Consider the following 21,527-nt stretch of genomic DNA (forward strand, 5'->3'; position numbering starts at 1 on the left):
CCCTACGCGATCATGTCCGCCGTCCTGTCCTCGCCCAACCGTACCGCATCGGGCCTCGTGCTCGCCGACACGCCGCGCCAGCACTTCTGGTTCGATCCGCCCGCACCGCGCCTCGACGTCGCCGCCGAGCGCCGCCACCGGCAGGAGCGGCTCGCGGCCGCGTTCCGCCTGTTCGCGCGCTTCGGCTTCGCGGCGGGCCTCGCGGGCCACATCACAGCACGCGATCCGGAGCTGCCGGATCATTTCTGGGTGAACCCGCTCGGCGTGCATTTCTCGCAGATCAAGGTCTCCGACCTGCTGCTCGTCAACGCACGGGGCGAAACCGCGATCGGCAAGCGGCCGCTGAACAAGGCCGCGTTCGCGATCCATGCGGCGATCCACGAGGCCCATCCGCACGTGGTCGCCGCCGCGCACACGCATTCGACGTACGGCAAGGCATGGTCGACGCTCGGCCGCCCGCTCGATCCGCTCACGCAGGACGCGTGCGTGTTCTACGAGGATCACGCGCTGTTCGACGATTTCACCGGGATGGTCGTCGACACCAGCGAAGGCGCGCGGATCGCCGATGCGCTCGCGAAGCCGGACGGCACCACGCACAAGGGCGTGATCCTGAAGAACCACGGGATCCTGACGGCCGGCCCGACGGTCGAGGCCGCCGCGTGGTGGTACATCGCGCTCGACAACGTCGCGCACACGCAGTTGCTGGCCGAAGCGGCCGGCACGCCGCAACCGATCGATCACGCGACCGCGCGCCATACGCACGGCCAGATCGGCGGTCCCGACGGTGCGCTGCATGCGTTCGACAGCCTGTTCGCGCGCGTCGTCGCCGACGAACCCGACCTGCTCGATTAGGGCCTGTTCACGCCAATAACGGACTTGCGCCACACCGGAGACCAGACCATGACCCAAACCACCGCACCCGCGCCCCACGACGCGCACGACGACCAACGCCGCCGGCTGCTGCGCGCGGCCGGCGCCGCTGCGCTCGCCGTGCCGGCGATCACGCTCGGCCGCCACGCGTGGTCAGCGCCGCCGCTGAAGAAGCTCACGTTCGCGTGGAACCAGAACGCGTTCTGCCTGACGCCGATCGTCGTCGCGCAGGAGCGCGGCTTCTTCGAGAAGAACGGGCTGCAGGTCGAGCTGATCAACTACAGCGGCTCGACCGATCAACTGCTCGAATCGATCGCGACCGGCAAGGCCGACGCGGCGGTCGGGATGATCCACCGCTGGCTGAAGCCGCTCGAAGCCGGCTTCGACGTGAAGATCATCGGCAGCTCGCACGGCGGCTGCGTGCGGCTGCTCGGCGCGAAGGCGGCCGGCGTCACGACGCTGCAGGCGCTGAAGGGCAAGACGGTCGGCGTCAGCGATCTGGCCGCGCCCGGCAAGCACTTCTTCTCGATCCTGCTCGCGAAGAACGGTGTCGACCCGGAGCGCGACATCACGTGGCGTCAGTATCCGGCCGACCTGCTCGGCGTCGCGGTCGACAAGGGCGAGATCCACGCGATCGCCGACGGCGACCCGAACCTCTACCTGCTCGAAAAGCGCAGCAACGGCGCGTATACCGAACTCGCGACCAACCTGTCCGGCGAATACGCGCGCAAGGTGTGCTGCGTGATCGGCGCGCGCGGGGACCTCGTGCGCAACGACCGGCCGACGGCCGCCGCGCTCGCGCGCTCGATCGTGCAGGCCACCGAGTACACGCACGACAACCCGAACGAAGCCGCGAAGGTGTTCGCGAAGTATTCGCCGAAGATCAGCCCCGAGGATCTGCGCAAGCTGTACGCGACGCTCACCTACACGCACCATCCGACCAACGTCGACCTGCAGCAGGAAATCGCGTTCTATGCGGACGACTTCCGCCGCATCAGCGTGCTGAAGAAGAGCACGGACCCGCAGCGCTTCGCGCAGCAGGTCTATGCGAACGTACTGGGGTAACGCGATGTCGACGATCGAACATGCTTCCGCCGCACGCGCCGCATCGGCTCCGGCCGGCGCCGCCAACGCTGCAACTTCCGCGCGAGCGGCCTGCACGACCTGCGACGCCACGCTGGCCGCGGAAGCCCGGCGCGCGCGCACCTGGCCGACCGGCATCGCCGCCGCATTCGCGTGGGCCGCCCTCGGCGCGCTGACGCACCTGTGGCCGAACCGGATCGTCGGCTTCAGCGACTGGGCGTACACCGACACGTTCGGCACGGCCGCGTGGACGATCGCCGCGCTGCTGCTCGTCGCCGCGACGCTCGGCCATCGCGTTCCCGCGACCCGCACGCGGCTCGCACGCGTGCGCCCGGCCGGCCCGTGGCTCGTCGCGCTGCCGCTCGTGCTCGCCGCGTGGGAAATCGTCACCGCCAAAACCGGCTGGCTGCCGACACCGTTCTTCGCGCCGCCGCAGGCGCTGATCGAGGTCTACGTCGACGACTGGCCGCGCCTCGCCGGCAGCGCCGGCAACACGCTGAAGCTGCTCGCGCTCGGGTTCGCGTACGGCGTCACGGTCGGCTTCGCGGTGGGCGTGTCGATCGGCTGGTCGCGCCGGATCGGCTACTGGGTGCATCCGGTGCTGCGCGTGCTCGGGCCCGTGCCGGCCACCGCGCTGCTGCCGCTCACGTTCTACTTCTTCCCGTCGAGCTATTCGGCCGCCGCGTTCCTGATCGCGCTTGCAACCGGCTTCCCGGTCGCCGTGCTGACGTGGTCGGGCGTCGCGAGCGTGAACAAGCAGTACTACGACGTCGCGCGCACGCTCGGCGCGAACGCGCGCTTCCTCGTGCTGCGCGTCGCGATTCCGGCCGCGCTGCCGCACGTATTCGTCGGCATCTTCATGGGGCTGAGCGCGTCGTTCACGGTGCTGGTCGTCGCCGAGATGATGGGCGTCAAGTCGGGGCTCGGCTGGTATTTGAGCTGGGCGCAGGGCTGGGCGTCGTACGTGAACATGTATGCGGCGCTGATCGTGATGGCGCTGCTGTTTTCCGGGTTGATCGCGCTGCTGTTCGCGGTGCGCGACCGCGTGCTCGCCTGGCAGAAAGGAACCGTCAAATGGTAAGCGCCGCCGTACTCGAACCGTCCGCCGCCACTGCTGCGGCGCCCGCCGTCGCGCCGCCGCGCGGCGCACGCATCGACATCCGCCGCGTGAGCCACGCGTTCGACGGCCCCGGCGGCGCGCTGCCCGTGCTCGACGACGTGTCGCTGTCGGTCGCGGCCGGCGAATTCGTCGCGCTGCTCGGCCCGAGCGGCTGCGGGAAATCGACGCTGCTGCGCCTCGTCGCGGGGCTCGACGCCGCCAACCAAGGCCGAATCGCGCAGGACGGCGTGGCGATCGAGCGCCCCGATCCGTCGCGCATCGTCGTGTTCCAGGACCCGACGCTGTACCCGTGGCGGCGCGTGCGCGCGAACGTCGCGCTCGGCCTCGAAGCGCGCGGCGTGGCACGCACCGCGCAGCATCGCGTCGACGATGCGCTCGCGCGCGTCGGGCTGGAGGACTTCGCGAACGTGTTTCCGCATCAGTTGTCCGGCGGGATGGCGCAGCGCGTCGCGCTCGCCCGCGCGCTCGTCAACGACCCGCGCCTGCTGATTCTCGACGAACCGCTCGGCAAGCTCGATTCGCTGACGCGGCTCACGATGCAGGCCGAGCTGACCGCGCTGTGGCAACGCGACGGCTTCTCCGCGCTGCTCGTCACGCACGACGTGGAAGAAGCGCTGTTTCTCGCGCAGCGCGTGATCGTGTTCGGGCCGCGCCCGGCACGGATCGTCGCCGAACTGCGCGTCGACCTGCCCTACCCGCGCCATCGCGGCGACCCGCGCCTCGCCGAATTGCGCCACGACGCGCTGCGGCATCTCGGGCTCGATGCGAGCTGGTAGATGCCGGGTGCCGTTCGACGTTCGAATGCGGTCCGCCGGAGGCGCGCGCGATGAACGCGCCGCCGTTCGCCGACTGGGCCATCGCGTTCCTGCAACTGCTGTATCGCGCGCAAATCGCGTTGGCGCATGGGTTGCACGCGATCGGCCTGACCGGCGACGCCGACGGCCAGGCCGCGTGGCCGTGGGCACACCGCATCGCGCTTGAAACGCTGCGCATCGACGCGGGGCTCACGCGGCAACTCGCGTTCGCGTGTACGTTGACGGCGCTGGCCGTCGGGCTCGCCTGCGCCGCGCTGGCTTCGCGCAAGTGGCGTGTCGCGACGGCCATCGCCGCGCTGGCCGTCGCGTGGTTCGCGCCGTGGCCGCCCGCTTCGCTGTGGCTCGCGCCCGCCGTGCCGACGAGCTTCCAGCGCGACCCCGCGCCGTTTTCCGTGTCGAACGTGATGCGCGGTGCGCACCTGTATGCGCAACATTGCGCGGCCTGCCACGGCGCGGACGGACGCGGGGAAGGCCCGCTCGCGGCCACGCTCGCGCACTGGCCGCCGACCTTCGCCGGCGCGCTGCTCGCGCGTCGGCTCGACGGCGAACTGTTCTGGCGCGTGCGCCACGGCACGCGGGACGAGCACGGTGCGTCGACGATGCCCGGCTTCGCGGCGACGCTCGGCCCGCAGGACACATGGGCCGTGCTCGATTACCTGAAAGCGCTGGCCGCCGGCAGCAGCGCACAGGCGGAAGGCGCGTGGCCGGTGCCCGTCCCGCTGCCGGCGCTCGACGTGCGGTGCGGCGACGCCGCGCCCCAGGCGCTCGAGCGCTGGCGCGAAGGCCAGCGCGTGCGCGTCGTTGCGCTCGCGGCCGGCGCGACACCACCGCAGGAAGACGCGCGCTGGCAAACCTTGCTCGTTACCGAACGCGGCGCGCCCGTGCCGCCGTCAGCCGGCCCGCGTGCGAACTGCGTGGCAACGACCGCCGATGCGTGGCGCGCGTTCGCGACGATCGCCGGCGTCGCGCCCGATTCGCTCGCCGGCACGCAACTGCTTGCGGATCGGCGCGGCTGGCTGCGGGCGCGCGCATTGCCGGGCGGCGCCGGCTGGTCGGATGCCGACCTGCTGTGCCGCTCGGACACGGTGGCCCGCCCGGCCGCGCGCGCCACGAGCGGCGACGCACTGACCGCGCTGCTGCTGCGCGTCGACCAGGAACCCGTGCGCGACGTACAGGCCGGGCTTCCGCATTGAATCCCTGAACCTTTCTTGAACCGAACTTCACGATGAATCCGACCCGACGCCATTTCCTCGCGCAGGCGAGCGCCCTTGCCACGATCGCCGCCGCCCCGGCCGCCGTGCGCGCGCAGTCGGGCGTACGCCCGCTGCTGCGCGCCGGCGACCAGAAAGGCGGGCTGCGCGCGCTGCTCGAAGCGGCCGGCGAACTGAACGGGCTCGCGTACGACATCGCGTGGACCGAATTCCCGGCCGCCGCGCCGCTCGCGGAAGCGCTGAACGCGGCCGCCGTCGACTGCGGGCCGATCGGCGACGCGCCGGTGATCTTCGCGCTCGCCTCGGGCGCCCGCATCAAGGTGATCGGCGCGAACCGTTCCGATCCATACGGCACGGCCGTGCTCGTGCAACCCGACGCCGCGCTGAAAGGCGCGGCCGACCTGAAAGGCAAGCGCATCGGCACGACGCGCGGCTCGATCGGCCATTTCGTCACGCTGAAGGCGCTCGATGCGGCCGGCCTGCCGCCCGATGCGGTGTCGTTCCGCTTCCTGCCGCCGGCCGACACGATGCTGGCGCTCGCCACCGGTTCGATCGACGCGTGGGCGACCTGGGAGCCCTACACCGCGCTCGCCGAAACGAGCGGCCGCGCGCGCGTGCTGGTCAACGGCCGCGGGCTGTGGTCGGGCCTCAGCTATCTCGCGGCGACCGACGCGGCGATCGCATCGAAGCGCGACGTGCTGCACGATTTCCTGCGGCGCGTCGTGCGCGCGCAGGCCTGGTCGTACCGGCACGTCGACGCGTATTCGGCGGCGCTCGCACGCATCATCGGCATTCCACCGGCCGCCGCGAAGCTGCAGTTCGAGCGCCGCGGCACGCGCTGGCAGCCGATCGACGCAGCGGTGATCGCCGAACAGCAGCGCACGGCCGACTTCTACCTGAAGGCCGGGCTGCTGCGCCAGCCGCTCGACGTGCGCACGACCTTCGATACGGGTTTCCCGCTCGCCTGACGGACCGCGTGGCGGCGCACGACCGCCCGAACGGCTCACGCATGATCTGGCACAATCGCGATTCGATCATCCCGCCTCCAGCCAGCGTCACGTCATGCCAGCCATCACCGAACTCTTCGTCTACCCGATCAAATCCTGCGCCGGCATCGCGCTGTCGCGCGCGCAACTGCTCGAAACGGGCCTCGCGTACGACCGTCACTGGCTGATCACCGATCCGCACGGGCAGATGCTCACGCAGCGCACACACCCGCGCCTCGCGCTGATCCGCCCGACGCTCGAGCGCGATGCGCTCGTGCTGAACGCGCCGGGCATGCCGGAAATTCGCACGCCGCTCGACGGTGACGCAACGCCCGCCACACCGAAGATGGCCGCCACCGTGTGGCGCGACACGGTCGACGCGATCGACACCGGTGCCGACACGGCCGCGTGGCTCACCGAATTCCTCGGCGTGCCGACGAAGCTCGCGCGCTTCAGCCCCGACGCACGCCGCGGCTGCAACCGCAAATGGACCGGCGACATCGATACGCATACGCAGTTCGCGGACGGTTATCCGCTGCTGGTGATCGGCCAGTCGTCGCTCGACGACCTGAACGCGCGGCTTGCCGCGAAGGGCGCGCCGGCGATCCCGATGAACCGCTTCCGGCCAAACATCGTCGTGTCGGATCTCGATGCGTACGAAGAGGATTTCGTCGAGCATCTCGACGCCGGCGGCGACACGCCGGTGCGGCTGCGGCTCGTCAAGCTGTGCACGCGCTGCCCGGTGCCGACGATCGACCAGGCCACCGGCACGCCGGACCCGGCATGGCCGCACGAGCCGACCGACACGATGCAGACCTATCGCGCGAACCCGAACTACGACGGCGCGCTGACGTTCGGCATCAATGCGATCGTCGTCGAAGGCGCCGGCGCGTGGCTCGAAGTCGGGCAGCCCGTCGAAGCGGAGATCGGCTTCGGCGATTGAGCCGGACAGCGCGGCCCGCTACTACGCGCGCCGTCATACGGCGCGCGGCATCGCGTCGTTCACCGCCGCCGGCAGCCGGATCGTCACGATCAGCCCGCCGCCGGCCGCATCGGCCAACGTCACGCTCCCCTGATGCACGCGCGCGATTTCCCGCACGATCGACAGCCCGAGCCCGGTGCCTTCGACCGTCTGCGTCTTGCTGCCGCGATGGAAGCGCTCGAACACCGCGTCGCGTTCGTCGGCCGGAATGCCCGGCCCGTCGTCGATCACGTCGAGCCGCGCCGCTTCGCCGTCGCGCGAGACACGCACCGTGATCACCGCATGGTCGCCCGCATAACGGATCGCGTTGTCGATCAGGTTGCCGATCATCTCGCCGAGCAGGTCGGACTGCCCGAGCACGTCGACGTCTGCCTCGTGCTCGAAGCCAAGATCGATGTCGCGCGCGCGGGCGACGGGCGACCAGTCGAGCGTCACGCTGCGCGCGAGCCGGTGCAGCGCAACCGGCTTGTGCGCGACCGCATGACCGCTGTCCGAATCGAGCCGCGACAGCGACAGCAATTGCTGGACGATCTTCGCGGCCTGCCGCACCGCGCCGTTCGCGCGCCGCAGGTGCACGTTCATGCGCGGCTGCTCGTCGGGCCGCAGCGCGAGCTCGACGCCCGCCTGCACCGCCGCGAGCGGCGTCTTCAACTGATGGGCCGCATCGGCGAAGAAGCGGCGCCGCGCCACCTGCATCCGCTGCGTGCGGCCGATGTACTGGTTGATCGAATCGACGAGCGGCGCGAGTTCGCTCGGCATCGCGCCCGTGTCGAGCGGCGTCGTGTCGTCCTCGCTGCGCGCGGCGACGGTCGCCGACAGCCGGTTCAGCGGCCGCAGCCCGCGCCCGACGCCGAGCCACACGATCCCGAGCGCCAGCACGACGAGCAGCCCTTCCTGCAGCAGCGACCCGATCAGGATCTCGCGCGCGAGCGCCTGGCGCGCCTCGATCGTCTCGCCGACCATCACCCACACGATGCGCGATTGCGCGGTCGGCACGTCGTGCACCGGGATGCGCAGCGCGGCCATCCGCAATTGTTCGCCGCGATACACGACGTCGTAGTAGCGCGTGACGAACAGCGCGCCGTCGCCCGCGTCGCGCCCGCGCGGCAGCGGCAGGTCCGGATAGCCGGTGACCGTGCGGCCGTTGTCCTCGCGGATCAGGTAGTAGATCTTGCCGCCGTCGCTCGATTCGAGCATTTCGAGCGCGAGATACGGGAGGTCGACCTCGATCTCGCCGTCGTTGAGCCGCACGCCTTCGCGGATCGACTTCAGCGACGACGACAGCGTGCGGTCGAACGCGACGTGCGCGGCGCTCATCGCGCGCTGGTACGTGAGCCACGAGTCGAGCGCGAGCAGGCCGAGCAGCGGCAGCAGCAGCCACAGCGCGACCTGCGCGCGCAGGTTCGGGCGGGTCATCATGCGTTCGGCCGGGCCGCGCCAACGATCGCAGGCGCCGCGTCGGCCGCCGGCGAGCACGAGCGAGCGCGACGGGCACTCATTCGGCCGTCCCTTCCTTTGCTTCGAGCAGATAGCCGAGCCCGCGCAGCGTGACGATCGCGACGCCGGTGTTCTCCAGCTTCTTGCGCAGCCGGTATACGTAGATCTCTATCGCATCGGCGTTGACCGACTCGTCGAGCCCGAAGATCTTCTCCGACAGCGTGTCCTTGTTGATCGCGCGGCCGTTGCGCAGGATCAGCACCTCGAGCACCGAGCGCTCGCGCGGCGTGAGCGACAGCGGCTCGCCCGCGAGATGGAAGCTCCGATCGATACTGTCATACGAAAGCGGCCCGCATTCGACCCGCGAATGCTCGTGGCCGAGGCTGCGCCGGATCAACGCGCGGGCGCGCGCCTCGAGTTCGGTCAGCTCGAACGGTTTCGCGAGATAGTCGTCGGCGCCGAGATCGAGCCCTTTCACGCGATCCTCGACCGAACCGTGCGCGGTGAGAATCAACACCGGCACCGGGTTGCGGCGCGCGCGCAGCCGCCGCAGCACCTCCAGCCCGTCGAGCTTCGGCAGCCCGAGATCGAGGATCACCAACGCGTAATCCTGCGTGCGCAGCACGTGGTCCGCCGCCTCGCCGTCGGCCATGTGATCGACCGCGAAGCGCGCGGCGCTCAGCGCATCGCTCAGCGACTGGGCCAGGTTGGGGTTGTCTTCGACGAGCAGCACACGCATGGGGATTCCGGTAAGGTCAGCGACAGCCCGCTACATTACATGATCCTTTCCGTCTCCACGCCTCGCGCAAACACGGGTTGCGCGGGTGCCGCGAACGGGCCGCGTCGGCGGCGGCGGCGTCGGATATGCGGCGCGGACGGCCGCGTATGCGCGGCATGGTGGCCAAGTCCTCGGGCAACTGCTGGCCGCGCCCGCGTAGCCGGTCACCCCGCGTCGCGTCCCCCTGTTGCGCCGCGAAACCCGCGTGGCCCCCGGGAAATCCATGACGCGAACGGCGCAATCGCGAACGGAAATGAAAGCGGGCTGAAAGTGCCCCGCCCGTAACATCCGCGTCATTCGAACAACATCGACGCATCACTGGAGGAAGACATGCCGTTTGCACCGAAGCACCTCGCCGCCGCGCTGGCGGTCGTCCTGGGCACTGCCGCCGGCAGCGCCGCCGCGCAGGTTCCGGCCGGCTACCCGGGGAACTACCAGGGCGTGATCGACGCCGCGAAGAAGGAAGGCAAGCTGATCGTCTACTCGACGACCGACACGGGCCTCGTGCGTCCGCTGATCAAGGACTTCGAAAGCCTGTACGGCGTGAAGGTCGAGTACAACGACATGAACAGCACCGAGCTGTACAACCGCTACATCAGCGAGAACGCGGCGAGCAGCACCAGCGCCGACGTGCTGTGGAGCTCGGCGATGGACCTGCAGGTCAAGCTCGTCAACGACGGCCTGATGGCGACGTACGATTCGCCCGAAAGCCCGAACGTGCCGCAATGGGCGCAGTACCAGAAGCAGGCGTACGGCACGACGTTCGAGCCGCTCGCGATCGTCTACAACAAGCGGCTGATCCCCGAGAACGAGGTGCCGAAAACCCGCGCCGACCTGATCAAGCTGCTCACCACGCAGGCCGACAAGTTCAAGGGCAAGGTCACGACCTACGACATCGAGAAATCGGGCGTCGGCTTCAACTACCTGACCCAGGACGCGCACGTAAACGAGAAGGTCACGTGGGAACTCGTGAAGGCGATCGGCGCGACCGGCCCGAAGCTGCAGTCGAGCACGGGCGCGATGATGGAGCGCATCTCGTCGGGCGAGAACCTGATCGGCTACAACATCATCGGCTCGTATGCGTACGCGAAGGCGAAGAAGGACAAGTCGATCGGCTACGTGTTTCCGAAGGACTACACGCAGGTCGTGAGCCGCCTCGCCACCGTGTCGAAGAAGGCGAAGAACCCGAACGCCGCGAAGCTGTGGGTCGACTACCTGCTGTCGAAGCGCGGCCAGACGCTGATCGCGAACCAGGCGAACCTGTACGCGATCCGCGCGGACGTGACCGGCGAAACGTCGGCCGCGAGCCTCACGAAGGAACTCGGCGATTCGCTCAAGCCGATCCAGATCGGCACCGGCCTGCTCGTCTATCTCGACCAGTCGAAGCGCCTCGCGTTCCTGAAGCAATGGCAGCAGGCGATCAAGCGCTGAGCCGCTGACGCCGGGCCGCCCGCCGCACGGCGCGCGGGCGGCCCCTTCCCCTTACCGACTTCCTTGAGGCGGCCATCCGGATGGCCGCAGGGGCGAACTCATGCTTTCCACCAGCACACGCGGCACGGCACCGGCCGTTCCGCCCGCCACCGGCCCGCGCGACGCGATTCCCGCGCTGCCGGTCAGCAGCCTGCAGCCGCTCGCCGGCATGCTGCGCTGGATCGTCGTCGCGGTACTGACCGTCGCGGTCGCGCTGCCGCTCGGCTTCATCCTGTTCCAGAGCCTGCTGTCCGCGCCGTTCTTCGACGCGAACAAGACGCTCGGCATCGAAGGCTTCCGCTTCATCTTCAGCGATCCCGATTTCTGGTCGGCCGTGAAGAACTCGTTCATCATCGCCGGCGGGATGCTGTTCATCTCGATCCCGCTCGGCGGCATCCTCGCGTTCCTGATGGTGCGCACGGACCTGCCCGGCCGCCGCTGGCTCGAACCGCTGCTGCTCACGCCGGTGTTCGTGTCGCCGATGGTGCTCGCGTTCGGCTACGTGGTCGCGGCCGGCCCGGTCGGCTTCTACTCGGTGTGGTTCAAGGAGCTGTTCGGGGCGCAGAGCGTGCCCTGGAACGTGTATTCGATCTTCGCGATCACGGTGATCGTCGGCCTCACGCACGTGCCGCACGTGTACCTGTATTCGTCGGCCGCGCTGCGCAACCTCGGCTCGGACGTCGAGGAAGCCGCGCGCGTGGCGGGCGCCCGCCCGTTCCGCGTCGCGCTCGACGTGAGCCTGCCGATGACGATGCCCGCGCTGCTGTTCGCCGGCGTGCTGGTGTTCTTCCTCGGCTTCGAGGTGTTCGGGCTGCCGCTCGTGCTCGGCGACCCGGAAGGCCACCTCGTGCTCGCGACCTACCTGTACAAGCTGACCAACAAGCTCGGCGTGCCGTCGTATCACCTGATGGCCGCGGTCGCCGTGTGCATCGTCGCGATCACCTTCCCGCTCGTGCTGCTGCAGCGCCGCCTGCTGAAGACCGCGAACCGCTTCGTCACCGTGAAGGGCAAGGCCGGCCGCGCGACCGTGCTGCCGCTCGGCGTGTGGCGCTGGGTCGCGCTCGCGATCGTCGCGCTGTGGCTCGCGCTGACCGTGATCGTGCCGATCTCGGGCATCTTGCTGCGCGCGTTCGTGACCAACTGGGGCGAAGGCGTGCCGCTCGGCGAAGTGCTGACGCTGGCGAACTTCGTCGAGCTGTTCGAGCAGGACAACCTGGTGCGCGCGATCGTCAACACGCTCGGCATCGGCGTGATCGGCGGCGCGCTCGCGATCGGCTTCTACTCGCTCGTCGCGTTCGCCGGCCACCGCCGCCCCGACTGGGCGACCAGGCTGCTCGACTACCTCGTGCTGCTGCCGCGCGCCGTGCCGGGCCTGCTCGCCGGTCTCGCGTTCCTGTGGATCTTCCTGTTCGTGCCGGGCCTGCGCGAACTGAAGAACTCGATGTGGAGCATCTGGATCGCGTACACGGTCGTGTGGCTCGCGTACGGGATGCGGCTGATCCAGAGCGCGCTGCTGCAGGTCGGCCCGGAACTCGAGGAAGCCGGCCGCAGCGTCGGCGCGACGCGCAGCCGCGTGTCGCTCGACGTCACGCTGCCGCTCGTGCGCTTCGGCCTGCTCGCCGCGTGGCTGCTGATCTTCATGATCTTCGAGCGCGAATACTCGACCGCCGTCTACCTGCTGTCGCCCGGCACCGAAGTGATCGGCGCGCTGCTCGTGTCGCTGTGGGCGACCGGCGCCGTCGACCAGGTCGCCGCGCTCTCTGTCATCAACATCGCGATGGTCGGCGCCGGTCTCGGCGTGGCCCTGCGCTTCGGAGTGAAACTTCATGGATAAGCTCATCGTCGACGATCTGCACCTCAGCTACGGCGCCAACCCGATCCTCAAGGGCGTGTCGTTCGAACTGAAGGCCGGCGAAGTCGTGTGCCTGCTCGGCGCGTCGGGCAGCGGCAAGACCACACTGCTGCGCGCGGTGGCCGGCCTCGAACAGCCGTCCGACGGCCGCATCCAGCTCGACGAGCGCGTGTTCTTCGACGGCGCGCGGCGCATCGACCTGCCGGTCGAGCAGCGCTCGCTCGGCCTCGTGTTCCAGTCGTACGCGCTGTGGCCGCACCGCACCGTCGCCGACAACGTCGGCTACGGGCTCAAGCTGCGCCGCGTGGCGCCTGCCGAACAGAAACACCGCGTGCAGGCCGCGCTCGACCAGCTCGGCCTCGGCCATCTCGCCGAACGCTTTCCGCATCAACTGTCGGGCGGCCAGCAGCAGCGCGTCGCGATCGCCCGTGCGCTCGTCTACAACCCGCCGGTGATCCTGCTCGACGAGCCGCTGTCGAACCTCGACGCGAAGCTGCGCGAGGAAGCGCGTGCGTGGCTGCGCGAGCTGATCGTGTCGCTCGGACTGTCGGCCCTGTGCGTGACGCACGACCAGACCGAAGCGATGGCGATGTCCGATCGCATCCTGCTGCTGCGCAACGGCCGCATCGAGCAGGAAGGCACGCCGGCCGAGCTGTACGGCGCGCCGCGCTCGCTGTATACCGCCGAATTCATGGGCAGCAACAACCGGATCGACGCGCGCGTCGCGGCCGTCGACGGCGAACGCGTGACGCTTGCCGGCGACGGCTGGGAGTTGCAGGCGCTGGCCCGCGACACGTTCGCGCCGGGCCAGGACGCGCAGGCCGTGATCCGTCTCGAGCGCGTGCAGGTGGCCGACGGCCCGGGCGCGAACCGGCTGCAGGCCGACCTCGTCACGTCGATGTATCTCGGCGACCGCTGGGAATACCTGTTCCATTGCGGCGAGATGCGCCTGCGCGCGTTCGGCCACGTGCCGCGCGCGGCCGGCAAGCACTGGATCGAATTCCCGGCCAACGACTGCTGGGCGTTCGCGAAAGCGGGCTGATCCGCATCGCGGCGGCTCGCGTGCCGCCGCGCCGGCTTTCAAGCCGCCCCTTTGCGACTCGCATCGGCGGACGCTTCACGGCGTCCGCCGCTGGCGCGCCGCGCATCCGTTTTCTGTTTCAACCCGCCCACAATAATCTAGGAGACACCGTCAAAATGAAGTCACGCGCAGAACGCTCGATTCGAACAGTAGTCCTCACCAGTTCAGCCGCGGCAGCCTGTCTCGCCGCGCCGGCCGCGCACGCGCAGTCGTCGGTCACGATATACGGGATCATGGACGCGGGCATCGAATACACGAACCATGCGGCCCCGGAGGGCGGCAATGCGTTCAAGCTGAAGTCGGGCAACAAGAACACGTCGCGCTGGGGCTTGCGCGGCGTCGAGGATCTCGGCGGCGGATTGAAAGCCGTGTTCCGCCTCGAAAGCGGCATCGATCTCGCGAATGGCGCGTCTGACGACGGCCCCGACTCGATCTTCGCGCGCCGCGCGACGGTCGGCCTGAAAGGCAAATGGGGCGAGCTGTCGCTCGGCCGCAACTTCACCGTCACCTACGACTACATGCTGCCGTTCGACCCGATGGGCTACGCGCAGAACTACTCGTGGGCGACCTCGTCGATGGCGACGGGCGGCCGCAAGGACGGCCTGTTCACGCGCTCGTCGAACGCGGTGCGCTACGACGGCGAATTCAGCGGCTTCAAGTTCGGCGCGCTGTACGGTTTCGGCAACGTGCCAGGCAGCATCAAGACCAGTTCCAAATACGACTTCGCGCTCGGCTACGAGACGGGCCCGTTCGCGGCCGTCGTCACGTTCGACCGGCAGAACGGCGCGGCCGACAGCGTCACGCCGGCCGATACCGTCAACTACATTCAAGGCATCCACGCGGGCCTGAGCTACGACTTCGGTAACCTGAAAACGATGGCCGGCTATCGCAACTATCGGCGCACGTATCACACCACGGCCGCGAACCAGTTGAGCGACATGTATTGGCTCGGCGGGTCGTACCAGTTCACGCCGACGTTCTCGTTGATCGCGGCCGTCTATCACCAGAACATCAAGGGCGGCACGGATGCCGACCCGACGCTGGTGTCGGTGCGTGCGCAGTACGCGCTGTCGAAGCGCACGGTGCTGTATGCAGCCGGTGCGTTCGCGATCGCGAAGCACGACCAGAAAGTCGGCGTGTCGCGCGATTTCGCCGGATACGGCACGACGCAGGTGGGGGTCACGGCGGGGATTCAGCAGCGGTTCTGACCGCTCCGACATGACGGCGGGCAGAGGACGGTGCGAGCGTTTCGGGGCGCGTCGCCCTCTGCTTCGTCGCATGTCGGGGCGCGGCACGAGAAACACGTTGAAACGGATGCGCGAGCAACGTGCCGGCGATTCGCTGAGCACGCGAACACCATGGCGGCTCGTTCAGAGAATCGCCCGGTAAGCTTCGAGCGCCTTGCAGGTCTGAACCATCCCCTGCCGCTGCAGGATGTCGAGGTAGCGATCCACCATCATCGGAGGATGCTTGAGCATTTCGCGTTGTCGCCGTGCTGCGCCGACAACCGCAGCCGGCTCGAGATCGAACAGATTGTCGACGAACACGTCGGGATGCTGCGCCTCCACCCCGTACGCCGACAGCACTGCGTCGGGAAAGTCCTTCTGGTTGAACGTCACGATCACACTGGCGTTGCAGCGGATCGCGGCGGCCAGTACATGCCGATCATCGGCATCCGGCAGCCTCAGGCCCTCGATCAACGCTTCGTACCCGGTCACCAGCGCATCAGGTATCGCGCGATCCATCAGACTCGCAGTCCGGTCGAGTTGTGCGGCGCCGAGGTCCGGGCGCTTGCGCAACAGGTTCCGTTTCCATTCGTTATGGATATCGGCACTCCAGCGAGCCCTGAAACACCCGCTCAATGCGAGCCACATCAGGAAATCGCGCAACGGTGCCGGGTACAGCACGCAGGCATCATAGACCGCCGTGAATGGCGAACTCGTCATTCGTAGCCCATCCCGAATTCCTGCGCTTGCCGCCCCAACTCTTCCATCGCATTGGCGCTCGCCCGATCGCGTTCGGTCTTGTAACGCATCAGATCGGAAAAGCGCACACGACGATGCTTGCCGGTCTTGTGATACGGCAGCGCCTTCGATTCGAGCAGCTTGATCAGGTGTGGACGGGACACATTGAGCAGGTCGGCTGCTTCCTGCGTGGTCAGTTCCGCGTGAACGGGCACGACCTTGACCGCATTGCCATCTGCAAGCTCCGCGAGGATGTCGACCAGCAGACGCAGTGCAGAAGTCGGAAGCTCGACCTGATGGGCGCGATTTTCGTCATCGAAAATCTGGATGCGCTGTATTTCCGTTCGCGTGGCCAGATAAGCCGCCAGCGCACGCTGTCCTTCGACCGCCGCCTGCACCTCGCGCTCCACCGGCAAGATCGTATCGGACATCGAGGTATGGGCCATCGCGCGCTCCCAAGCAGGGTTCTCAAATGCGCCATCTTATTCGAAATAAACGAAAATCGCAATAAACGAAAATCGATAGAGCCCTTATAAGACCGCCGAACCTCGATATCAGTCAATACGCGCCGTCACCCGGCTTCTGGTCCTTCCGCGTACAGAGTGACGACCGCGGCCCGCTCGTCGCCGTTCAGTCACCACGCATCGTGAACACCAAACGCACGGCGCTGCTCGTATCGCCCCAGTGCTCGCCGACAGCCGACAGCGGCACCGTGCGCGTGTCGATCGTCAGGCCCGCCGGCGCGGCGGCATCAAACACACCACGGATAGCACCCAGCAAGCGCGGCAACGGCACGCTGCCCAGACCGCTGCCCATCAATTCGATCGCGGTCGCCCGCAGCACGGCGCCGGGCACCAGCAAGTCCGCGCCGCCGATCGAGCCGATCTGCACGAAACGCAGCCGCCGGCCGCCGGGTGTCGCTTTCGCGGCCGCGCCCAGCAGTGTCTGCGCGCTGGCGCCCCACAGATAATCGAGCACGACATCCACGCCCGCACGGAAATGCGGTTCGAGCGCCCGCGCCAGATCGGCGTCGTCCTGCTGCAGCGACACGACAGCATCCGCGCCGGCCTTCAGCAACGCCTGCAACGCGGCCGCGTTGCGGCCCGTCGCGATCACCTTCGCCGCACCGAGATGCTTCGCGATTCGCACCGCGAGCCGCCCGGACGTACCCGTTGCACCGTTGACGAGCACCGTCTCGCCTGCGACGAACCGCGCGCGTTCAGTCAGCGCCGCCCACGACGACATCCCCGGAATCGCGATCGCCGCGGCGGTGACATCGTCAAGCGTGTCCGACAGCGGCACGCACTGCGTATCGGGCACGATCGTGCGTTCGGCCATCGCGCCGAACGGCACGGGGGCGCCGAAGAAGTAGACGCGCCGACCGTCGTCGAGACGCCCCACGCCGTCGACACCGACGACGAACGGATAGCGTCGATCCGACGAGTAATGCGTGCCGGCCGCGCGCCCCTGTGCGATGCGGCTCAGCGCGGACGCCGTCACGTCGATCAGGCTGTGGCCCGGCATCGCGCGCGGCGGTTCGAATTCGGTATAAACCGGGCGCTGTCCAGCGCCTTCAACAACGGCTGCTTTCATGGTGGTTCCTTCAATCTGGACGGTGGATCTTTACCGGGCGTCGAGCCACGCGCGCAGCGCGGGATCGCGCACTTCCAGCACGTCGAACAGGCCGAGCGCACGCAGTGCCGGCAACGCATCGATCGCATCGGCCTCCGCGCGCGCCCTGTCCGCCGGCGCGGCATTCGGATCGGTCAACACACGGGCATTGATCAGAAAAGCGCCAACCGTGCCCTTGCGGATCGTCGTTCCGCCGGCATCGATCTGGTTGGCATGGTCGGGAAGCATTTGTTCGGCTCGCATCGCGTCGTACTCCGGTTGTCATCGATGGACGCAGTGTAGGCGTGCAAATCCGGCCGTTCTCCGGTATAACGGCCATTCGATACCGATATCCGGCCATGTCCGATCCGCTTCTGCCCGCCCGCTTCGTCACGTCCGACGACGGCCCGTTCGTGGTCGCCGCCGCCCTGTCGCAACGCGCCCCCCGTATCACCGCGCCGCATTCGCATGCGCGCGGCCAGCTCGTCGGCGCGCTGAGCGGGCTCGTGACGATCGGCCTCGACGATCAGGAGTGGGTCGTGCCCGCGATCCACGCGATCTGGATTCCGCCGCACTGCCGGCATTCGCTGCGCTCGTTCGGGCCGATTTCCGGCTGGTCGGCGTTCGTCGCCGAAGCGCGCTGCGCGGCGCTGCCGGCCACGCCGCGTGCGATCCGCACGACGCCGCTGCTGCGCGAGGCCGTGCAGCGCGCGGCGAGCTGGGGCGATTCCGAATTGGATGCCGCACAGGCCCGGATCGCCGACGTGATCCTCGATGAAATCGCGGCATCGGAAGCCGAGGCGCTGGGGCTGGTCCGACCGCGGGACCCGCGGCTCGTGAAGATCACCGATGCGCTGGCCGCGGATCTCGCGAACGACCGGCGGCTGGAGGAATGGGCCGAATGGGCCGGCATCGGCGCACGGACGATGAGCCGCCGCTTCGTCGCCGAAACCGGGCTGACGTTCGCGCAATGGCGTCAGCAGGCGAGGCTGTTGCGGGCGCTGGAGCGCATCGCCGACGGCGTGCCGGTGACGACGATCGCGCTCGATCTCGGATACGACAACGTGAGCGCGTTCATCGACATGTTCCGGCGCGCGCTGGGGACGACGCCGGGGAGATATTTGGCGGGGGGAAGTCAGGCGCAGGGATAGCGGCTTCATGCGCGCGCATGAAGCCGCACGACGAAGATCCGGCGGGCGGCAGACAACAACCGCCCGCCGCCGCGTCAATACGTGCCGTCGCCCTTCTTCGCGGCGGCGTCGCCGCCCTTCTTGAACTGCGCGGCGAGCCGCTCCGCGCTCCTCGCCAGCAGCGTCGTATCGACACCGACCGCGACGAACAACGCCCCCGCTTCCAGATAGCGCCGCGCGGCCGCTTCATCCGCGCTCAGGATGCCCGGCGCCTTGCCGGCCGCCTTGATCGCGCGGATCGCGACGTCGATCGCGGCCTGCACATCGGGGTGGCCTGGATTGCCGAGATGCCCGAGATCGGCGGCCAGATCGGCCGGGCCAATGAACACGCCATCGACACCGTCGACCCGCGCAATTGCATCGATCGCGTCGAGCCCGGCTCGCGTCTCGACCTGCACGAGCACGGCCATCTCGTCGTTCGCGCGATGCAGGTACTCGCCGACGCGATTCCACCGCGATGCGCGTGCGAGCGCGCTGCCGACGCCGCGGATTCCGTGCGGCGGATAACGGGTCGCGGCCACCGCCGCACGCGCCTCGTCCGCACTCTGCACCATCGGCACGAGCAGCGTTTGCGCGCCGAGATCGAGCACCTGCTTGACGATCACCGGATCGTTCCACGGCACGCGCACGACCGGATGCGACGGATACGGCGCGATCGCCTGCAGTTGCGCGAGGATCGTCGGCACCGTGTTCGGCGCATGCTCGCCGTCGATCAGCAGCCAGTCGAAACCGGCGCCGGCGACCACTTCCGCGCTGTAGGGATTCGCGAGGCCGAGCCACAGGCCGATCTGCGCGTCGCCGCGCGCGAGCGCGGCCTTGAAGACATTCGACGGAATCCGCATCGTTCGCTCACCTCACTCGAAGTAGCACTGGATCGTCCCGAGCGGGCCGTAGTCGACGCTGAACGTATCGCCCGCACGCGCCGCGCAGGGCCGCGTAAACGATCCGCCGAGCACGATCTGCCCAGGCTCCAGCGCGACGTCGAAACGCGACAGCCGGTTCGCGAGCCACGCGACGCCGTTCGCCGGATGGTTCAGCACGCCGGCCGCGACACCGGTTTCCTCGACCACGCCGTTGCGCGACATGATCGCCGCGACCCAGCGCAAATCGACGTCCCGTGGGCGCACCGGCCGGCCGCCGATCACGACGCCCGCGTTCGCCGCGTTGTCGGCGATCGTGTCGAACACCTTGCGCGGCCGCTTCGTATCGGGGTCGATCGACTGGCTGCGCGCGTCGATGATCTCGAGCGCCGGCACGACGTAATCGACCGCGTCGTACACGTCGAAGATCGTGCAGTTCGGGCCGGTGAGCCGCTTGCCGAGCACGAACGCGAGTTCGACTTCCACACGCGGCACGATGAAGCGGCCGGTCGGGATCGTGCCGCCGTCCTCGAAGAACATGTCGTCGAGCAGCGCGCCGTAGTCGGGCTCGTCGATCTGCGACGTGTTCTGCATCGCCTTCGACGTGAGGCCGATCTTGTGCCCCTTCAGCGTGCGGCCTTCCGCGAGCTTGAGCGTCACCCACGCGCGCTGGATCGCATACGCGTCGTCGATCGTGATGTCGGGATGGTCGAGCGAGATCTGGCGGATCTGCGTGCGCGCGCGCTCGGCGTCGTGCAGACGGTGCGCGAGCTGGTCGATGATGGCGGGTTCGAGCATGGTCGGATCGAAAATGGGGTTCAGCCGGCCCGCTTGTAGCGGGCGTGAATGTTGTTGTGCTTGTACGAGCCGCTTTCGCTGAACTCGATCAATTCCATCGACAGAGCAAGATAACGCTTCGCGTACAGCTCGGCGAAATGCGCCTTGATCGCGTCGAACAGCGCGTCGCATGCGGCTTGCTTCGTTTCGTCGCTGCGGCCCGCGCCGATCTTCAGCGTCACGTGGACGAACGCGTCGTCCTCCGCGCCGTCGGCGATGCAGTAGTCGTGCAGCTCGATCGCGCGCGAACGAATGCCGCCGGTCGGGAACACGCCGCCCTGCGCGATCAGCGTCGCGTTGATCGTGCGCAGCAGTGCGGGAATGCGTGCGTCGTCGCGGATGTTCGCGGTGTATTCGACGACGATGTGTGGCATGGCAAGTCTCCGGTCGGATTCGAAGTCGTGGTGGGCGGCAATGCTCAGGGCAGCGGGAAGATCGCGTTGATCTGCCCGGTGCCCGAGCTCGCGAAATAGTCGGTGACGATCTCGACGGGCTTGTCGTAGCGATCCCAGCCGAGCAGCCCGAGCAGCATCGCGGTGTCGTGCATGCCGCCTTCGCCGTGGCAATGCACGTTGTACTCGGGCAGCATCGCGCAAAACGTCCTGAAATCGCCCTGCTTCCACAGTTCGACCACGCGCAAGTCGACCTGCCGGAAGAATTCGCGGCTGATCTGGTGGATCGATTCCTCAGGGCTGCCGTTGTCGTTGAAGCGGTGCGACAGCGAACCGCTCGCGAGGAACGCGACGTTCGAATCGCTCTTCTCGATCGCTTCGAGCAGCGCCTCGCCGAAGCGCCGGCTCTCGTCGAGTTGATGCCACATGCACCAGCCGGCGATCGACACGACCTTGAAGTGCTGGTCGCCGTTCATGTAGCGCATCGGCACGAGCGTGCCGTACTCGAGCTCGAGGCTGTCGATCTCGTGCGCGCGCGTCGCGATGCCGCGCTCGGTGGCCGTTTCGGCGATCAGCCGGCCGAGCGCCGGGTTGCCCGGGTACGCGTACTGCATGTCGCGGATGAAATGCGGCAACTCGTTGCTCGTATAGGTGCCCGCGAAGCTTGCATTGCAGTTCACGTGATAGCCCGCGTTGACGAGCCAGTGCACGTCCGACACGACGATCGTGTCGACGCCGAGCGCACGGCAGCGCTCACCGATCAGCCGGTGGCCGCGGATCGCCGCATCACGGCAGCCGTGATGCTTACCGGGCAGTTCCGACAGGTACATCGACGGCACGTGCGTGATCTTCGCGGCGAGGGACAGTTTGCCCATCGTTCAAGTCTCCCAGTCGGCCGGAGTTAGCGCTTTAGCGGTTACTCCGGCCCCATGCTTGGCCGGCGTGCCGGCCAAGGAATCGTTCGTTCTTGCGGCGACACCACCCGCTC

22 protein-coding genes are annotated in these 21,527 nt (G+C 68.4%); 12 read left to right on the forward strand and 10 right to left on the reverse strand.

All coding sequences use genetic code 11. The annotated features are described in order from the left end of the window. Positions 1-12: 12 nt before the first annotated feature. The 7 genes from C5F75_RS23715 to C5F75_RS23745 all read left to right on the forward strand — a co-directional run bounded on the left by C5F75_RS23715 (position 13) and on the right by C5F75_RS23745 (position 7,028). Positions 13-852 (forward strand): class II aldolase/adducin family protein, encoded by an 840-nt coding sequence (locus C5F75_RS23715; protein ID WP_060011327.1) that lies wholly within the window; start codon positions 13-15, stop codon positions 850-852. Between the two features lie 48 nt (positions 853-900). Continuing rightward, positions 901-1,935, forward strand: coding sequence for an ABC transporter substrate-binding protein (locus C5F75_RS23720; RefSeq protein WP_060311027.1), 1,035 nt, complete (start codon positions 901-903; stop codon positions 1,933-1,935). A 4-nt stretch (positions 1,936-1,939) separates the two neighbouring features. Further along, positions 1,940-3,034 carry an ABC transporter permease gene (locus tag C5F75_RS23725; protein ID WP_104012794.1) on the forward strand — a complete coding sequence of 365 codons (1,095 nt, stop codon included), beginning with the start codon at positions 1,940-1,942 and terminating at the stop codon, positions 3,032-3,034. Then, positions 3,028-3,849: an ABC transporter ATP-binding protein gene (locus C5F75_RS23730; protein ID WP_104012795.1), complete on the forward strand. Its 822-nt coding sequence runs from the start codon at positions 3,028-3,030 to the stop codon at positions 3,847-3,849. The genes C5F75_RS23725 and C5F75_RS23730 overlap by 7 nt, the downstream gene beginning before the upstream one ends. 50 nt (positions 3,850-3,899) lie before the next feature. Next, positions 3,900-5,081 carry a c-type cytochrome gene (locus tag C5F75_RS23735; RefSeq protein WP_059574563.1) on the forward strand — a complete coding sequence of 394 codons (1,182 nt, stop codon included), beginning with the start codon at positions 3,900-3,902 and terminating at the stop codon, positions 5,079-5,081. 32 nt (positions 5,082-5,113) lie between these two features. Continuing rightward, on the forward strand, positions 5,114-6,067 hold the full coding sequence (locus C5F75_RS23740) for an ABC transporter substrate-binding protein (RefSeq protein ID WP_059574565.1): 954 nt from the start codon (positions 5,114-5,116) through the stop codon (positions 6,065-6,067). Between the two features lie 94 nt (positions 6,068-6,161). Next, entirely contained in the window at positions 6,162-7,028 is an 867-nt protein-coding gene (locus tag C5F75_RS23745; RefSeq protein ID WP_059574567.1) for an MOSC domain-containing protein, read from the forward strand. Positions 7,029-7,061: 33 nt separating this feature from the next. Here C5F75_RS23745 and C5F75_RS23750 read toward each other — a convergent pair whose 3' ends face one another. Beyond that, the gene (locus tag C5F75_RS23750; protein ID WP_059574680.1) at positions 7,062-8,483 is read right to left on the reverse strand and encodes a sensor histidine kinase; all 1,422 of its coding nucleotides are present in this window, start codon (positions 8,481-8,483) and stop codon (positions 7,062-7,064) included. 79 nt (positions 8,484-8,562) lie between these two features. Next, entirely contained in the window at positions 8,563-9,243 is a 681-nt protein-coding gene (locus tag C5F75_RS23755) for a response regulator (protein ID WP_059574569.1), read from the reverse strand. 369 nt (positions 9,244-9,612) lie between these two features. Here C5F75_RS23755 and C5F75_RS23760 point away from each other — a divergent pair, with 369 nt between their 5' ends. The 4 genes from C5F75_RS23760 (at position 9,613) to C5F75_RS23775 (ending at position 14,893) form a co-directional block, all read left to right on the forward strand. Next, on the forward strand, positions 9,613-10,713 hold the full coding sequence (locus C5F75_RS23760) for an ABC transporter substrate-binding protein (RefSeq protein ID WP_059574571.1): 1,101 nt from the start codon (positions 9,613-9,615) through the stop codon (positions 10,711-10,713). Positions 10,714-10,813: 100 nt separating this feature from the next. Continuing rightward, complete coding sequence (locus C5F75_RS23765; RefSeq protein WP_059574572.1) at positions 10,814-12,586, forward strand: ABC transporter permease; 1,773 nt, start codon at positions 10,814-10,816, stop codon at positions 12,584-12,586. Then, positions 12,579-13,646 (forward strand): ABC transporter ATP-binding protein, encoded by a 1,068-nt coding sequence (locus C5F75_RS23770; RefSeq protein WP_059639380.1) that lies wholly within the window; start codon positions 12,579-12,581, stop codon positions 13,644-13,646. Before C5F75_RS23765 ends, C5F75_RS23770 begins: the two co-directional genes overlap by 8 nt. Positions 13,647-13,801: 155 nt before the next feature. Continuing rightward, on the forward strand, positions 13,802-14,893 hold the full coding sequence (locus tag C5F75_RS23775; protein WP_104012796.1) for a porin: 1,092 nt from the start codon (positions 13,802-13,804) through the stop codon (positions 14,891-14,893). Between the two features lie 162 nt (positions 14,894-15,055). On the opposite strand, the gene C5F75_RS23780 is transcribed toward C5F75_RS23775, so the two are convergent. The 4 genes from C5F75_RS23780 to C5F75_RS23795 all read right to left on the reverse strand — a co-directional run bounded on the left by C5F75_RS23780 (position 15,056) and on the right by C5F75_RS23795 (position 17,524). Further along, entirely contained in the window at positions 15,056-15,631 is a 576-nt protein-coding gene (locus C5F75_RS23780; protein WP_059574577.1) for a PIN domain-containing protein, read from the reverse strand. Beyond that, complete coding sequence (locus tag C5F75_RS23785) at positions 15,628-16,095, reverse strand: helix-turn-helix domain-containing protein (protein ID WP_059574579.1); 468 nt, start codon at positions 16,093-16,095, stop codon at positions 15,628-15,630. The genes C5F75_RS23780 and C5F75_RS23785 overlap by 4 nt, the downstream gene beginning before the upstream one ends. A 184-nt stretch (positions 16,096-16,279) precedes the next feature. After that, positions 16,280-17,242, reverse strand: coding sequence for a quinone oxidoreductase family protein (locus C5F75_RS23790; RefSeq protein WP_104012797.1), 963 nt, complete (start codon positions 17,240-17,242; stop codon positions 16,280-16,282). 30 nt (positions 17,243-17,272) lie between these two features. Beyond that, positions 17,273-17,524 (reverse strand): hypothetical protein, encoded by a 252-nt coding sequence (locus C5F75_RS23795; RefSeq protein ID WP_104012798.1) that lies wholly within the window; start codon positions 17,522-17,524, stop codon positions 17,273-17,275. A gap of 95 nt (positions 17,525-17,619) precedes the next feature. On the opposite strand from C5F75_RS23795, the gene C5F75_RS23800 reads away from it, so the two are divergent. Next, complete coding sequence (locus C5F75_RS23800; RefSeq protein WP_099317381.1) at positions 17,620-18,411, forward strand: AraC family transcriptional regulator; 792 nt, start codon at positions 17,620-17,622, stop codon at positions 18,409-18,411. A 74-nt stretch (positions 18,412-18,485) separates the two neighbouring features. Here the strand turns inward: C5F75_RS23800 and hpaI are convergent, their stop codons facing one another. The 4 genes from hpaI to hpaD are packed head-to-tail and all read right to left on the reverse strand — an operon-like array spanning position 18,486 to position 21,414. Continuing rightward, positions 18,486-19,292, reverse strand: a complete 807-nt coding sequence (hpaI, locus tag C5F75_RS23805; RefSeq protein WP_104012799.1) for a 4-hydroxy-2-oxoheptanedioate aldolase — start codon at positions 19,290-19,292, stop codon at positions 18,486-18,488. A 12-nt stretch (positions 19,293-19,304) separates the two neighbouring features. Beyond that, the gene (gene hpaH, locus C5F75_RS23810; RefSeq protein ID WP_059574589.1) at positions 19,305-20,108 is read right to left on the reverse strand and encodes a 2-oxo-hept-4-ene-1,7-dioate hydratase; all 804 of its coding nucleotides are present in this window, start codon (positions 20,106-20,108) and stop codon (positions 19,305-19,307) included. A 20-nt stretch (positions 20,109-20,128) separates the two neighbouring features. After that, the gene (locus C5F75_RS23815) at positions 20,129-20,521 is read right to left on the reverse strand and encodes a 5-carboxymethyl-2-hydroxymuconate Delta-isomerase (protein WP_059574592.1); all 393 of its coding nucleotides are present in this window, start codon (positions 20,519-20,521) and stop codon (positions 20,129-20,131) included. Between the two features lie 44 nt (positions 20,522-20,565). After that, the gene (hpaD, locus tag C5F75_RS23820) at positions 20,566-21,414 is read right to left on the reverse strand and encodes a 3,4-dihydroxyphenylacetate 2,3-dioxygenase (protein WP_059574594.1); all 849 of its coding nucleotides are present in this window, start codon (positions 21,412-21,414) and stop codon (positions 20,566-20,568) included. Between the last annotated feature and the right edge of the window lie 113 nt (positions 21,415-21,527).

The sequence above is a fragment of the Burkholderia anthinoferrum genome, assembly GCF_002925705.1.
Lineage (GTDB): Bacteria > Pseudomonadota > Gammaproteobacteria > Burkholderiales > Burkholderiaceae > Burkholderia > Burkholderia semiarida.